Origin of the sequence: Aureimonas sp. Leaf454 (genome assembly GCF_001424685.1) — a bacterium.
Taxonomy (GTDB): domain Bacteria; phylum Pseudomonadota; class Alphaproteobacteria; order Rhizobiales; family Rhizobiaceae; genus Plantimonas.
Genome location: NZ_LMQT01000020.1, coordinates 31,708 through 45,546 on the forward strand (window position 1 = coordinate 31,708; position 13,839 = coordinate 45,546).

At 67.8% G+C, this 13,839-nt stretch carries 14 protein-coding genes; 9 read left to right on the forward strand and 5 right to left on the reverse strand.

Annotation, left to right across the window (positions count from 1 at the left end):
* The first annotated feature begins 160 nt into the window (after window positions 1-160).
* Window positions 161-559, forward strand: a complete 399-nt coding sequence (locus ASG43_RS13715; RefSeq protein ID WP_056505947.1) for a cupin domain-containing protein — start codon at window positions 161-163, stop codon at window positions 557-559.
* 166 nt (window positions 560-725) lie between these two features.
* Here the strand turns inward: ASG43_RS13715 and ASG43_RS13720 are convergent, their stop codons facing one another.
* Window positions 726-1,616: a LysR family transcriptional regulator gene (locus tag ASG43_RS13720; RefSeq protein ID WP_056505948.1), complete on the reverse strand. Its 891-nt coding sequence runs from the start codon at window positions 1,614-1,616 to the stop codon at window positions 726-728.
* A gap of 312 nt (window positions 1,617-1,928) precedes the next feature.
* Here ASG43_RS13720 and ASG43_RS13725 point away from each other — a divergent pair, with 312 nt between their 5' ends.
* Complete coding sequence (locus ASG43_RS13725; RefSeq protein WP_056505950.1) at window positions 1,929-2,159, forward strand: tautomerase family protein; 231 nt, start codon at window positions 1,929-1,931, stop codon at window positions 2,157-2,159.
* A gap of 58 nt (window positions 2,160-2,217) precedes the next feature.
* Here the strand turns inward: ASG43_RS13725 and paoC are convergent, their stop codons facing one another.
* Genes paoC through paoA form a run of 3 tightly spaced genes read right to left on the reverse strand, consistent with a single transcriptional unit; the run spans window position 2,218 to window position 5,994 of the window.
* Window positions 2,218-4,443, reverse strand: coding sequence for an aldehyde oxidoreductase molybdenum-binding subunit PaoC (paoC, locus tag ASG43_RS13730; RefSeq protein WP_056505954.1), 2,226 nt, complete (start codon window positions 4,441-4,443; stop codon window positions 2,218-2,220).
* A 4-nt stretch (window positions 4,444-4,447) separates the two neighbouring features.
* Window positions 4,448-5,398 (reverse strand): xanthine dehydrogenase family protein subunit M, encoded by a 951-nt coding sequence (locus ASG43_RS13735; protein WP_056505956.1) that lies wholly within the window; start codon window positions 5,396-5,398, stop codon window positions 4,448-4,450.
* Window positions 5,395-5,994, reverse strand: coding sequence for an aldehyde dehydrogenase iron-sulfur subunit PaoA (paoA, locus tag ASG43_RS13740; RefSeq protein ID WP_056505959.1), 600 nt, complete (start codon window positions 5,992-5,994; stop codon window positions 5,395-5,397). Before paoA ends, ASG43_RS13735 begins: the two co-directional genes overlap by 4 nt.
* Before the next feature lie 378 nt (window positions 5,995-6,372).
* Here paoA and ASG43_RS13745 point away from each other — a divergent pair, with 378 nt between their 5' ends.
* The 6 genes from ASG43_RS13745 (at window position 6,373) to ASG43_RS13775 (ending at window position 12,443) form a co-directional block, all read left to right on the forward strand.
* Window positions 6,373-6,963 (forward strand): tyrosine-protein phosphatase, encoded by a 591-nt coding sequence (locus ASG43_RS13745; RefSeq protein ID WP_056505964.1) that lies wholly within the window; start codon window positions 6,373-6,375, stop codon window positions 6,961-6,963.
* A 14-nt stretch (window positions 6,964-6,977) separates the two neighbouring features.
* Window positions 6,978-7,655: a response regulator transcription factor gene (locus tag ASG43_RS13750; RefSeq protein WP_056506701.1), complete on the forward strand. Its 678-nt coding sequence runs from the start codon at window positions 6,978-6,980 to the stop codon at window positions 7,653-7,655.
* The gene (locus ASG43_RS13755) at window positions 7,642-9,132 is read left to right on the forward strand and encodes an ATP-binding protein (protein WP_082490905.1); all 1,491 of its coding nucleotides are present in this window, start codon (window positions 7,642-7,644) and stop codon (window positions 9,130-9,132) included. Before ASG43_RS13750 ends, ASG43_RS13755 begins: the two co-directional genes overlap by 14 nt.
* A gap of 504 nt (window positions 9,133-9,636) precedes the next feature.
* Complete coding sequence (locus ASG43_RS13765) at window positions 9,637-11,298, forward strand: phosphoethanolamine--lipid A transferase (protein ID WP_056505968.1); 1,662 nt, start codon at window positions 9,637-9,639, stop codon at window positions 11,296-11,298.
* On the forward strand, window positions 11,295-11,693 hold the full coding sequence (locus ASG43_RS13770; protein WP_056505971.1) for a diacylglycerol kinase: 399 nt from the start codon (window positions 11,295-11,297) through the stop codon (window positions 11,691-11,693). The genes ASG43_RS13765 and ASG43_RS13770 overlap by 4 nt, the downstream gene beginning before the upstream one ends.
* A 45-nt stretch (window positions 11,694-11,738) precedes the next feature.
* Window positions 11,739-12,443 carry a VIT family protein gene (locus ASG43_RS13775; protein ID WP_056505974.1) on the forward strand — a complete coding sequence of 235 codons (705 nt, stop codon included), beginning with the start codon at window positions 11,739-11,741 and terminating at the stop codon, window positions 12,441-12,443.
* A gap of 54 nt (window positions 12,444-12,497) precedes the next feature.
* Here the strand turns inward: ASG43_RS13775 and ASG43_RS13780 are convergent, their stop codons facing one another.
* Window positions 12,498-13,061 (reverse strand): cytochrome b, encoded by a 564-nt coding sequence (locus ASG43_RS13780; RefSeq protein WP_056505977.1) that lies wholly within the window; start codon window positions 13,059-13,061, stop codon window positions 12,498-12,500.
* Window positions 13,062-13,186: 125 nt separating this feature from the next.
* Between ASG43_RS13780 and ASG43_RS13785 the strand changes: the two genes are divergently transcribed.
* Window positions 13,187-13,609 (forward strand): sulfocyanin-like copper-binding protein, encoded by a 423-nt coding sequence (locus ASG43_RS13785; protein ID WP_056505980.1) that lies wholly within the window; start codon window positions 13,187-13,189, stop codon window positions 13,607-13,609.
* Window positions 13,610-13,839 lie beyond the last annotated feature (230 nt).

Consider the following 13,839-nt stretch of genomic DNA (forward strand, 5'->3'; position numbering starts at 1 on the left):
CCACGAGGTTCCGCATCGGCTCCGCCTTCGGACGGGAAGAAGGGCATTCATCGCCCCCCTCGTGTCCATGCGAGATGGCACCCCTATTTCCCCCTGTCCGGGAGACGCGGATCTCGGGACGGAACCGGGACCGGCGGATCGAACACAGGAGCGAACGCACATGGACATCACGAGGAACGGCTCGAAAGCCTCCAGCAAAGGTCCCTCCGACTGGTTCACGGGGACCGTCCGGATCGACCCGCTCTTTGCGGCCAACGACGCACGGCGCGCAGCAGCCGGAGCGGTGACGTTCGAGCCGGGTGCGCGCACCGCCTGGCACACCCATCCGCTGGGCCAGACGCTGATCGTCGTCGCCGGATCGGGCCTCGCCCAGCGTGAGGGCGGTCCGATCGAGGAGATCCGGCCCGGCGACGTCGTCTGGTTCGAGCCCGGCGAGAAGCATTGGCACGGCGCTTCTCCCACGACGGCCATGACGCATATCGCGATCCAGGAACACCAGGACGGCAAGGTCGTCGACTGGTTGGAACACGTGTCCGACGAACAGTACGAGGCACGCTGAAGCTCGGTTCCGCGGAGCCGAGACGCGGCGTCGTTCGCGGGGCGAGGACGACCGTGACCTCCGTCCCGCCAGGAACCGTGCGGGAAAGGCCGCTTCGAGGGAACGGACGGTGCCGCGCCGCGCCCCGCGGGATCTGGCAGACCCTCCGGCGCTCGGCCTTCGTCCGTCAGCCGCGAGACCGGAGGGCATCGAGAACGAGCGAGAAGGCGGCCGACGGCTGGCGGCGGCTGGGATAGTAGAGGAAGTAGCCGGGAAACGGGTCGCACCAGTCCTGGAGGACGCTGACCAGCGCGCCGGAGCGCACGAATGGCTCGACATAGTCGGCGGGAAGATAGGCGAGACCGGAGCCCTCCAGCGCTCCGAGGCGAGCCAGGATGTTGGAGTTGACCAGGAGCTGGCCTTCCACGCGCACGTTCAGGGCGCGGCCCGCCCTTTCGAACTCCCAGACCGCCCATCCGCTGTTGGCCGTGTAGCGAAGGTTGATGCAATTGTGGCCGGACAGCTCGTGCGGTGTGACGGGCGGCTTGCGAGTCCGGAAATAGCCGGGCGACCCGACGATCGCCATCCGGATGTCCGGTCCGATCCGGGCCGCCACCATGTCCTGCGCGACCGTCTCGCCGAGACGCACGCCGGCGTCGAAGCGCTCGGCCACGATGTCGACGAACCCGGCGTTGACGCTGATCTCCACGCGAAGATCGGGATAGTCCGGCAGGAGCTTGGCGATGGCCGGCAGGATGATGCCCTCGGCGGGCGTGTCGCCGACGGTGATGCGCACCGTGCCCGCCGGCTTGTCCCGGACTTCGGTGAGTGCGGTCAGGCCCCCTTCGATCCCGGCGAAGTGTGGCGCTATCGTGCGAAGAAGGCGTTCCCCCGCCTCGGTCGTGGAGACGCTGCGCGTGGTGCGGTTCAACAGACGCACGCCCAGCCTCGCTTCCAGTTCCCGGAGCGTATGACTGAGGGCAGGCTGCGAAACGCCGAGATCCTTGGCGGCTCGGGTGAAGCTGCCGGCCTTGGCGACCGCCAGGAAGACAACGAGATCGCCGACGTTCTCGCGCAAGACGGATCATTCCTGTTGACGGGCTTGCGCCCCATCTAGCGTCTGGTTTCAGAACGTACAGGCGCCGGTTCTGCGCCGAGGCTCGGCCTCAAACGATCGGGCCTCGGGCTGCGAAGTCCCATCAAGAAAGCTTCGATCCGGTCGACGCGCCGTCTCGACCATCGCCGGGGGCTGCAGGCTGGATGCCCGGTGGCGGCAGCCGGGCCGCTTCGTGCTAGAGACGATCGCGGAAAGCCGCGTCCCCTGCGAACACGCAGGACGAGGTCCGGACTCGCGGACGGGCCGGCTTCATGACGAGGGAAAGGAACCGAGATGCCGCATGTCATCGTGAAGCTCGCCGCGGGGCGGTCCGACGAGATGAAGCAGGCGCTGGCCCAGCGGGTGGCGGAAGCTCTGACCTCGACGATCGGCTGCGGCGCCGAGGCCGTGTCGGTCGCCATCGAAGACGTGCCGATGTCGGACTGGACCGAGGCGGTCTACATCCCGGACATCGAGCCGCAGCTCGACCGGCTCTACATCAAGCCCGGCTACGGACGAACCTGAAGCCTAGAGCCTCGGCGGATCGGTGCGCGCGGACGATGCCGCGCGCACCGATCGTCGCTCAGGCGACGTCCGGCAGGTCCTCGATCAGCTTGTCCAGCGTGATCGGATAGGACCGGACGCGAATGCCCGTCGCATTGTGGATCGCGTTGGCCACCGCCGCGCCGACGCCGCAAAGACCGAGCTCGCCGATCCCCTTGGCCTTCATCGGGGACGAACGCGGGTCGGTCTCGTCGAGGAAGATCACCTCCTGGTGCGGGATGTCGGCATGGACCGGGACTTCGTAGCCCGCGAGATCGTGATTGACGAAGAAGCCGTGGCGCTTGTCGACGGCGAGTTCCTCCATCAGAGCGCCGCCGACGCCCATGGTCATCGCGCCGATCACCTGGCTCCTCGCCGTCATCGGGTTGAGGATGCGGCCGGCCGCGCAGACCGACAGCATGCGGCGCACGCGAACCTCCGCCGTCGCCACGTCGACGCCGACCTCCACGAAATGCGCGCCGAAGGTCGACTGCTGCTCGGCCTCGGAGAAGCCCTCGTCGAACTCGATCGTATCCTCCGCGACGATCTCGCCGTCGGCCGCCGCATCGGCCAGCGGGACCGACCGGTTTCCGGAGCGGACCTCTCCGTCTGCGAAGGTGAGATCGTCGGCCGAGTTGAACCCGAGCTTGGCGGCGATGGACTCGCGCAGCTTGACGCAGGCGGCGTAGACGCCGGCGGTCGCCGAGTTCGCGCCGAACTGGCCGCCGGAGCCCGCCGAAACGGGGAAGCTGGAATCCCCGAGATTCACGTCGACGCGCGACAGCGGGACACCCATCATCTCGGCCGCCGTCTGCGCGATGATCGTGTACGAACCCGTGCCGATGTCGGTCATGTCGGTCTCGACGGTGACGACGCCGTCCCGTCCCAGCCGCACGCGCGCGCCGGAGGGCAGCGTCAGGTTGTTGCGAAAGGCGCTCGCGACGCCGATGCCGACCAGCCACTGCCCGTCGCGCGTCTGGCTCGGCCGCGGATCGCGGGCGCTCCAGCCGAAGCGTTCCGCGCCCTGCCGCAGGCATTCCACGAGCTGGCGCTGCGAAAACGGGCGATCCGGCTTCATCGGATCGACCTGCGTGTCGTTGAGAGCGCGGAACTCGATCGGATCGAGCCCGAGCTTTTCGGCCATCTCGTCCATGGCGATCTCCAGCGCCATGAGGCCGGGCGCTTCGCCCGGCGCGCGCATGGCATTGCCCTCCGGCAGATCCATCTCGGCCATTCGCAGGGACGCCAGGCGATGGGCGCCGGCATAGAGGAGCTTGGTCTGCGCCACGGCCGTTTCCGGATCGCCGCCCTTCAGATTGCCGGACGTGCTTTCATGCGCGATGGCCGCGATGCGCCCGTCCCGGCCCGCCCCGATGCGGATGCGCTGGATGGTGGCCGGACGATGGGTCGTGTTGTTGGCAATCATCGGGCGCGCGAGCGCCACCTTGACCGGGCGCTCGACGGCCTTGGCGCCGAGCGCGGCCAGAACCGCATCGGTGCGCAGGAAGAGCTTGCCGCCGAAGCCGCCGCCGACGAAGGGCGAGATCAGGCGGACCTTCTCCTTGGGCAGGTTCAGGGTTGCCGCAAGATCGGTGACGCTCCAGTCGATCATCTGGTTCGACGTCCAGACCGTCAGTTCGTCCCCATCCCATCGCGCGGTGGAGGCTTGGGGCTCCATCGCCGAATGGCTCTGGTCGGGCGTCGTGTACTCGGCGTCGAGCTTGACCTGCGCATCGGCGAAGGCTTGCTCGAAATCGCCGATCCGGTCCTCACCGGGCGTGGCGCTGCCCTCGTCGCTGTTGCCTGGGACGAGCGGGGCGTCCTTGGCGAGCGCACCGAGATCGAAGCGCCCCTCTCCGCGATCGTAGTCGACGCGCACGAGACTGGCGGCGGCCCGCGCTTCCTCGAAGCTGCGGGCGACGACCAGCGCAAGCGCCTGATGGTAATGATCGACGGCGGGGCCGCCGAGCAGCTTGGCGACGTTGTACTTGCCCTTTCCGAGGGCGCCGGCGCTCTCGGCCGTGACGATGGCGAGAACGCCCGGCGCGCGCCGCGCCTCGTCGAGATGGATCGCCGAGATCCGCCCCTTGGCGATCGCGCTTGCGACGACGTAGCCATAGGCGGCGTCGGGAGCGATGTCGTGGCGCTCGTAGGCGTAAGGCGCGGTGCCCGTCACCTTGTGACGTCCGTCGATGCGCTCGTGCGGCTGGCCGACGATCGTCATCCGGTCGATCGGGTTCGTGGTGGCGACTGTGTCGAACTTCATCGGATCAGCTCCTCGCCTCGGCCATCACCGCGCCGAGCGTGCGCTCGACCAGCGGAATCTTGAAGGCATTGTGTTCGGTGGGCCGGGCATCGGCGAGCAGCCGGCCCGCGACGGCCTTCGCTCCCTGCGCCATCGCGGCGTCGGCCTCTTCCCTGCGCCACGGCTTGTGCGCGACGCCCCCGACCGCCAAGCGGCCCGAGCCGTCCGGCTGGACGACGGCGGCGACCGAAATCAGGGCGAAGGCGTAGGACGCGCGGTCGCGCACCTTGCGGTAGATCTGCCGGCCGCCGAGAGGCTTGGGCAGCGTCACCGCGGTGATCAGCTCCCCGGTGTCCAGCACCGTCTCGATGTGCGGCGTGTCGCCGGGCAGCCGGTGGAAGTCGGCCATCGCGATCGCGCGCGTCTGCCCATCCGGCTTCACCGTCTCCACGGTGGCGTCCAGCACGCGAAGCGCGACATTCATGTCGGACGGATTGGTCGCGATGCAGGCGTCGCTGACGCCGACGACGCCGAGCTGGCGCGAATAGCCCTCGAGCGCCGAGCAGCCGGAGCCGGGCTGGCGTTTGTTGCAGGCCATGTTGGTGTCGTAGAAGTAGGGGCAGCGCGTGCGCTGGAGGAGGTTGCCCGCCGTCGTCGCGCGGTTGCGAAGCTGGCCGGACGCGCCGGCGACGATCGCCCGCGTCAGCACGCCGTAGTCGCGCTTCACACGGGCGTCGCTGGCCAGATCGGTGTTGCGCACGAGCGCGCCGACGCGAAGACCGCCGTCGTCGGTCGCCTCGATCGTGTCGAGCTTCAGGCCGTTGACGTCGATGAGATGCCGCGGCGTCTCGATCTGGAGCTTCATCAGGTCGAGGAGGTTCGTGCCGCCCGCGATGAACTTCGCGCCGGGCTGGGCGGCTGCGGCCTTGGCGGCATCGGCGGGCGTCGCGGCGCGTTCGTAGGTGAAGGACTTCATGCAGGCCTCCCGGCGACCTCGGTCATCGCCTCGGCAATGTTGGAATAGGCGCCGCACCGGCAGATGTTGCCGCTCATGCGCTCGCGAAGCTCCGCGTTCGACGCCTCCGGCGCTGCCGACAGATCGGCCGTGACATGGCTCGGAATGCCCGCCTTCACCTCGGCCAGAACGGCCACCGCCGAGACGATCTGTCCGGGCGTGCAGTAGCCGCACTGGTAGCCGTCGTGCTTCACGAACGCGTCCTGCATCGGATGGAGCTTGTCCGGCGTGCCGAGCCCCTCGATCGTCGTCACCTCGTCGCCCTCGTGCATGACGGCGAGCGTCAGGCACGAATTGATGCGCTGTCCGTTGACCATCACCGTGCAGGCGCCGCACTGGCCGTGGTCGCAGCCCTTCTTGGTGCCGGTCAGATGCAGGTGTTCGCGCAACGCATCGAGCAGCGTCGTGCGCAGGTCGAGGTCGAGCTCGCGACGCTCGCCGTTGACTGTGAAGGAGACGTTCGAGGTGACGGGCGCCGGCTCGGCGCTTTCGAGTGTCTGTGCGCCGGACGAGGACGGTACGATCGTCGCCACCGCGCAAGCGGAAGCGCTGACCATCAAGTCCCGGCGATTCAATTCAAGGTCGGTCGATCTCATCAAGGCGTCCCGTTTCAATGGATGGGGCCCCTTCGCACCATTGGTTTCCGGACAGCCGGCAAGGCGGCTCGGACAGGAAGGCAGCCGTTCGAGTTTGTAACTAGTCTAAACTTCGCTTTTGATTACCGGCGGAAAGCTGAATGCTCCCATGAGCACAGCTTATGAATGACGGAGCCAAGCGGCCCGTTCGCGGTGGGACAATCGGCACAACCGGGGGCCGCGACGGGCCGGACGCAAAGGCACGAGGCGAGCCGATGATTGGCGATCCGTATAGTCGCAGCCATTGGGCGGAGTGGATCCTCCCCCAGAACACTCGCAGCCAGCGCTGCGGGATGTTGCATGCTCTCCGACAAACGTTCGATTCGGTCCGCGCTTCTTGCCGGGATCGTGATGCTGGCGGTTCCGCTCGGCGGGACCGCGGTTCGATATGCGAGCGGCAACGTGCACGAGGTCGAGGCCGGTGTCCTCTACCGGTCCGGCCAACTCGACGATGCGGGCTTGCGCGCGCTCATCGCCGAGACCGGCATCCGGACGATCCTGAACCTTCGAGGCGCTCATCCGGATCAGGATTGGTACCGGCGGGAGACGGCGATCGCGCGGGACAACGGCATCGACCATCGCTCGGTCTCGATCTCCGCGCGCTCGGTTCCCGACATGGCGAGCATGGTCGAGATCGCGCAGATCCTGCGGGAGGCTCCTCGCCCGGTCCTGGTTCACTGCAGGGGCGGATCGGATCGCTCCGGCCTTGCCTCGGCGATCCACGAATTGGTCGTCGAAGGATCGAGCGAGGCGGAGGCGGCCGGTCAGCTCTCGATCGCCTACGGTCACTTCCCCTGGCTCGGCTCGAAGACGGCCGCGATGGACCGTGCCTTTTCCCAGTTCGCGGATTATTGGAGAAACGGTCGGCGCCAACTCGTGGCGTCCCAATGACGGAAGCGCCATCGATGAAGATCCTGGTGATCGAGGACGACGCGCAGACGGCGTCCTACGTGGAGAAGGGTCTTCGCCAGGAGGGGCACGACGTCGATCACTGCGCCAGCGGACCGAACGGCTTGGAACTCGCCGTCTCGCGGGATTACGACGTCATGGTGGTCGACCGCATGCTCCCCGGACTCGACGGCCTGTCCATCGTGCGGGCGCTCCGGGCGGCCCGGCGGGACACGCCCGTCCTCTTCCTCACCTCCATCGGCGGCGTCGACGATCGCGTCGAGGGCCTGGAGGCCGGCGGCGACGACTACCTGCTCAAGCCCTTCGCGTTTTCCGAACTGATGGCACGCCTCAACGCGCTCGGCCGTCGCGCGCCGTCGAAACGCGAGGAGACGATCCTCAAGGTCGGCGGCCTCGAGATGAACCTCATCGCCCGCACCGTGACGCGCGACGGCCAACCGATCGATCTCCAGCCGCGGGAGTTCAGGCTGCTCGAATATCTCATGCGCAATCGCGGCCGCGTCCTGACGCGCACGATGCTCCTCGAACGGGTCTGGGACTTCCACTTCGATCCCAAGACCAACGTCGTCGAGACCCATATCAGCCGCCTGCGCTCCAAGGTCGACAAGCCGTTCGCCGCGGAGATGATCCGCACCGTGCGCGGCGCCGGATACGCGCTCCATGCGCCTTCCTGATCAGTTCCGATCCACGTCGTTCCGGCTCGGCACGATCTATGCCGGTCTCTTTCTCGTCTCCGTGATGGCGATCCTCGGCACGACCTACGTCGCCGCGACGGCGGAAGTGGCCGGGATCGTGCGCCTGTCCGTCGCCGAGGACATGGACGCGTTCGGCGAGGCGTTCCGGACGGGCGGCGGCGACGCCCTCAAAGCCCTGGTCGAAAACCGGGTGAACGGCGGGGCCGACGACCACTTCTATCTCCTGACGGATGCGGCAGGGGCGCCGATCGCCGGAAACGTTCCGCCGAGCGTGTGGCGAAGCGGATGGAGCGAGTGGAAGGTCGACGGAGCGACCGTGGCCACCAGCCCGGCGCTGAAAGCAGCCGCGGCGAAGAACTCCGACCGGGAGGTCCGGCTCTTTGCGTCCGGCGAGACGATGGGGCCGTTCCACATCCTCGCCGCGCGGAACTCGCACGTGCTCGACGAAACGCAGGAGATCATTCTCGCCGGCCTGCTCTGGGGCAGCCTCCTGACGACGCTGCTGGCCCTTGTCGGCGGCTATGTCGTCAGCATCGGCCCGACGCGGCGGGTGGACGCCATCGCGGCGGCCATGCGCCTCGTATCCGACGGGCGCTTCGACCAACGGCTTCCGGTCACCGGACGCCGCGACGAGCTCGATCGGTTGTCGAGCGACATCAACGGCATGCTGTCACGCATCGAGACGCTGATGAGCAGCCTGAAGCAGGTGTCCACCGATATCGCGCACGATCTGCGCACGCCTTTGGCGCGGATGCGCCAGCGGCTGGAGGGCGCGCAACGCGAGGCCGCCGAGCCCGAAGACCTGCGCGAGGCGATCGAGGGAGCGGTGCTGGAGACCGACTCGATCATCGAGACCTTCAACGCGCTCCTTCGCATCGCGCAGATCGAGGCGGGAGCCCGAAAGGCGAAGTTTCGCCGGATCGATCTTTCCGAGCTCCTCCGCGAGATCCACGAGGTCTTCGAGACGGTGGCGGAGGAAGCGGGGCATCGGCTCATCATGGACGTCGCCCCCGGCCAGATCATCGAAGGCGACCGCGACCTTCTCCAGCAACTCCTCGCCAATCTCGTCGAGAACGCCATCACCCATGTGCCGCCCCCCGGCTCGATCCGGCTCGTCGCGCGCCGGGAGCGGGGTTTCGTCGCCGTGGACATCGCCGATGACGGGCCGGGCGTCCCGGAGGAGGAGCGCGAGCGGATCTTCCGCCGCCTCTACCGTCTCGACCGGAGCCGCACCACGCCCGGCAACGGCCTCGGTCTCGCGCTCGCAGCCGCCATCGTGGATCTTCACGGAGGGACCATTCGCGCCCTCGACGGCAGGCCCGGATTGACCATGCGCGTGTCGCTGCCCCTCGTCGACCGGGCCGAACCGGCAACCTCGAGCCGCAGGGTCGGGCTGACGGCGCTCGCGCCGCCGCATCCCGGGAGCGCGGACCCGAGGCTCCTGCGGGGAGACTGACCCGCGCGCCCGCGCCCGCGATGCCGCCGCGGCTCGACCGCGCCCGACGGCTGCGGCGACGGGCCGGAGACGGGCCGGAGACGGGATCGCCGCGCCGATGGCGCCCCGCCCGCGATGGCGGTCATTGTTACGGATCCGTATAGGGCCGCCGGGCTAGCCGTAAGGTCGGGACCTCATCCTGCCGGTGCATCTGAATGCCGGCGATGCGCTGTCGGCGCGGCCGATCATGGCCTTGACTCCGAAGGATCACGGTCATGCCCGATGTTTCGCTCGCGAGCGCCTCTCCCTCGTCCCCGGGGACTCTCGCCATCGCATGGCTTTCGGACCTCGGGCGCTGTCGGTCGAGGTCCGAAGCGACCGCTCGCCTGACCTTCCATGAGGCCGGTGCGTGAAATCGGTGCTGACGCCCGCCGGCCGATGGCGGCGTCGCGAGGAGAACCCCGTGCAGCCACGACCGGCCCGGCGATCGGCGCCCCGCTTCCCTGCAAGCCTTTAGAGATCGACATGAAGCTTTACAGACCGCGGGTCGGCAGCGTGACGCTGGCCGTCCTCGTATCGGCCTACATGCTCGCCTTCACGAACAGCACGTTCCTCGACAAGGGCCTGCGCACGTTCGCAGGTCATGAAGCATCGTTCGCGGCACTGATCGGCGCGGTCTTCCTCCTCTCGGTCGCGGCGCTCACGGCCCTGTCGGTGAAGTACCTGATCAAGCCCGCCTTCATCCTCCTGGTGCTGATCGCGGGATCGGCGTCCTATTTCACCGATGCCTTCGGCACCATCATCGACCGCGAGATGATCCAGAGCGCCCTCGTCACGACCTCCGGCGAAGCGCGAAATCTTCTGACGCCGAACCTCTTTCTCCACCTCGCCCTCTACGCGCTTCTCCCGAGCCTTCTGATCGGCTGGGTCCGGGTGGTCCATCGACCGTTTGCGTCGAAGTTCCTGCGCAACATGGCCGTCATCCTGCCGTGCCTTTGCGGTGCGCTCGCGATCGTGGCGTTGAACTATGCCACCTTCTCCTCGATTTTCCGGGAACGTCGCGATCTGATGGCGACCCTCAATCCCGGAGCGCCGATCGCCGGCGCCGTCAAGTACGTTCAAACCGTCACGAAGGACCGCGACATCGTCGCGGCGCCCCTCGGCACCGACGCCCGGCAGGGCACGCGCTTCGCCGCCGCCGGCCAGCGCTCGCTCACCGTGATCGTCGTCGGCGAAACCGCGCGGGCCATGAACTTCAGCCTCAACGGCTACAGCCGCAACACCAATCCCGAACTGTCCGAGCGGAATGTCCTGAACTTCTCCCGGACGTCGAGCTGCGGGACGGCGACCGCGGTCTCGCTCCCGTGCATGTTCTCGGTCTACCCGCGCTCCGACTACTCGACGTCCAGGGGCCTTGCGACCCAGAACCTCGTCGACGTCCTGTCCCATGCCGGCATCGCGGTCGACTGGTTCGACAACAACACGGGCAGCAAGGACGTCGCGGACCGGATCCGCTATGAATTCCTGCCCGACACGAACGATCCCCGATTCTGCATGGGCGGCGAGTGCAAGGACGAGATCCTGGTCGAGAGGCTGAAGACCTACCTGCATCAGCGGCCGAAGACCGGGAACGCGGTCGTCGTCCTTCATCAGCTCGGCAGCCACGGCCCGGCCTACTTCAAGCGCTACCCGCCCGAATTCGAGCGCTTCAAGCCGGCCTGCGAGACCGCCCAGTTCGCCGACTGCACCCAGGAGGAGATCGTGGCGGCCTACGACAACACGATCCTCTACACCGACCACATCCTGTCCGACATCATCGACCTCCTGAAAGCGGAAGATCCGCGGACGGCCACCGCCATGGTCTACATGTCCGATCACGGCGAGTCCCTCGGGGAGGATGGCCTCTACCTTCACGGCACGCCCTACTTCATGGCGCCCGAGGCGCAGACGCACGTGCCGTTCGTGGCGTGGCTCTCGGACGGTTTCGCAAAAGCGGGCGGACTGGCCATGGACTGCCTGCGCGGCGAACGGGACCAGCCCTTCTCGCACGACAACCTGTTTCACACCGTTCTCGGGCTCGCCGACGTTTCGACGGAGGTCTACGATCCGTCCCTCGATGCCTTCGCCGCCTGTCGGCGCGGGCCGGGTCCGATCGCGGGCGAAGGTGACGCGAGGACCCCATCGTGACGGACGGAGCCGCGGGCGAACGGCGCAAACCCGCGCCGCGGACCGGTCTGCGGCACGGTCTGGCCGCCGCGGGATACTCGTTCGCCGGCTTTCGTCGGTTGCTGGAAGAGCCGGCCTTCCGCCAGGAAATCGGCGCGGGTCTCGTCGTGCTCGCCCTCTTCGCAGCCGTCGGCGCCCCGGTTTGGACCTATGCCGCCCAGGCTGTCCTCTTCCTGGTCCTGATGGCGGTGGAGGCCTTGAACACCGCCGTCGAAGTGCTCGTCGACCGGATCTCCCCCGACTACGCGGAGTTCGCGCGGCACGCCAAGGATCTCGGATCGTTCGCCGTCTTCTGCCTTCTCGCCGCCAACGCGATCCTTGCCGGCGCGGTGCTTTGGACGGCGTGGCGCGGCTGACGAACGCTGCGCAACCTCGGCCGGCAGGCCAGACAAGGACCGCTCATGCCCCCGTCGTTCCAGCACCCCGAACGTCACCTGGTCTCCCGCATCGGCTGGCTGCGCGCCGCCATCCTCGGGGCGAATGACGGCATCGTGTCGACGGCGAGCCTCATTGTCGGGGTCGCGGTCGCGGCCTCCGCGCGGGGCGACGTCCTTCTGGCGGGGACGGCGGGCCTCGTGGCGGGCGCCATGTCGATGGCGGCGGGCGAGTACGTTTCCGTCAGCTCGCAATCCGACACCGAACGGGCCGATACCGAACGCGAGCGGCGGGAACTCGCCGACCAGCCGGAAGCCGAGCGGCAGGAACTGGCCGAGATCTACGTGCGTCGCGGCCTCGAACCCTTGCTCGCGGACGAAGTGGCGCGCCAGCTCATGTTAAAGGACGCCCTCGGCGCCCATCTGCGCGACGAGCTCGGCATGGCGGACGAGACGGCGGCGCGTCCGATCCAGGCGGCGCTCGCGTCGGCTGCGTCCTTCACGGTCGGGGCGATCCTGCCGTTGGCGACCGCCGCCTTCGTGCCCGCTTCCCTGGTCGTGCCTGCCGTGTCGGCAGCCTCGCTGCTCTTCCTCGCGCTTCTCGGCGCCGCCGGCGCTCGCGCCGGGGGCGCCGATATCGTCAAGGCGACGGTGCGCGTGACCCTCTGGGGCGCGATCGCCATGGCGGCGACGGCCGGGATCGGCGCCCTGTCCGGCACCACGGTCGGCTGAGGGGGCGAACGCGACCGACGGCGGCGCAAAGGTCCGCACCGCTTCCTGGCGTGATCACCAGATGCGCATCCGGCCGATCAGGCCGTCGCGCTTGACGAAGTGATGGCGCAGCGCACCCGCGACATGGAGCGCGACGAGGACGATGAGAACCCATGCGACGGCCTCGTGAAGCTCGAAGAACCCGTCGCTGCGGTCCTCGTTCATCGCAAGCAGGTCCGGAAGCGGAAACCCGAAGGCCCGGATCGTTTCTCCGGACAGGGCAGACGCCACCCATCCCAGGATCGGCATGGCGACAAGGCAGAGAAGGAGCGCCGACTGCACGGCCGAAGCCAGAAAGCGCTCCCATCGCGGCGACGCTTCGGGCATCGGGTCGATGCGATGGGTCGCCCGCCATGCCAGCCGCGCGACGACGACGAGAAAGAGCAGGAGTCCGAAGGAGCGGTGGAGGTCGACGAGGGTGACGCCGAGATCGCTCGGTCCGATCCCCTCGAAGCTCCAGGCCAAGGCGAACAGGACGACGAGAAGCCCCGCCGTCGCCCAGTGAAGGACGCGGATGGTCTTGGGCAGCGGCGGGACGCCATCCCGTTGCGAGAGAGGATGCTTCGACATTACGGACATGTATAGAAACCGCCTGACTGCCGACATGATTGTCGTTGCAATCTGACATATCGTAGATTCAATCAGAATCAAAGATACAGATCAGTATAGAATCAGCTAATAGCCAAAACCCGAAAGACAACGACATGAACCGCATTGCAATCTATGCCGCATTCGGCGTCCTCCTCTCCGCCGCGCCCGTCCTGGCCGCCGAAACCGTTTCGGTCCAATTGATCGGGGAGCGAGGCGGCCAGATGTCCATTAAGCTCGACAAGAGCGAGGTTCCTGCGGGCGAGGTCACCTTCGAGGTCGTGAACGCCGCGGCCAACACCCCGCACGAAATGGTCGTCATCAAGCTCGACAAGGCGGGACAGACGCTCGAGATCGACCCCGCCAAGAACCGGATCGACGAGGACAAGCTGATGAGCATGGGCGAGGTCGGAGACCTCAAGGCCGGGAAGATGGACACGCTCACCGTCACGCTGGCGCCGGGCGCCTACGAGCTGATCTGCAACCTGAAGGGCCACGCCGCCGCCGGCATGATCGTGCCCTTCACCGTCAAGGGCTGAGGTCGTCCGACAGCGACGACGAGCGGGTGCGGCGCGCTGCGCCCGCCTCCGTCATCGGCTCGCACAGGGATTGTCATTCGCGGGACCGGACGTCCGTCCGCGCCGCCCCGCGGCTCGTCCGGACATGAAGGGTCCCGCTCGCATCTGGGAAAGCGAGCAAGGCCATCACGTCATGCGGCCTCGTGCGGGGAACCCGCTGCCGCATCGACCATCTGCCGAGCGCAAGTTCG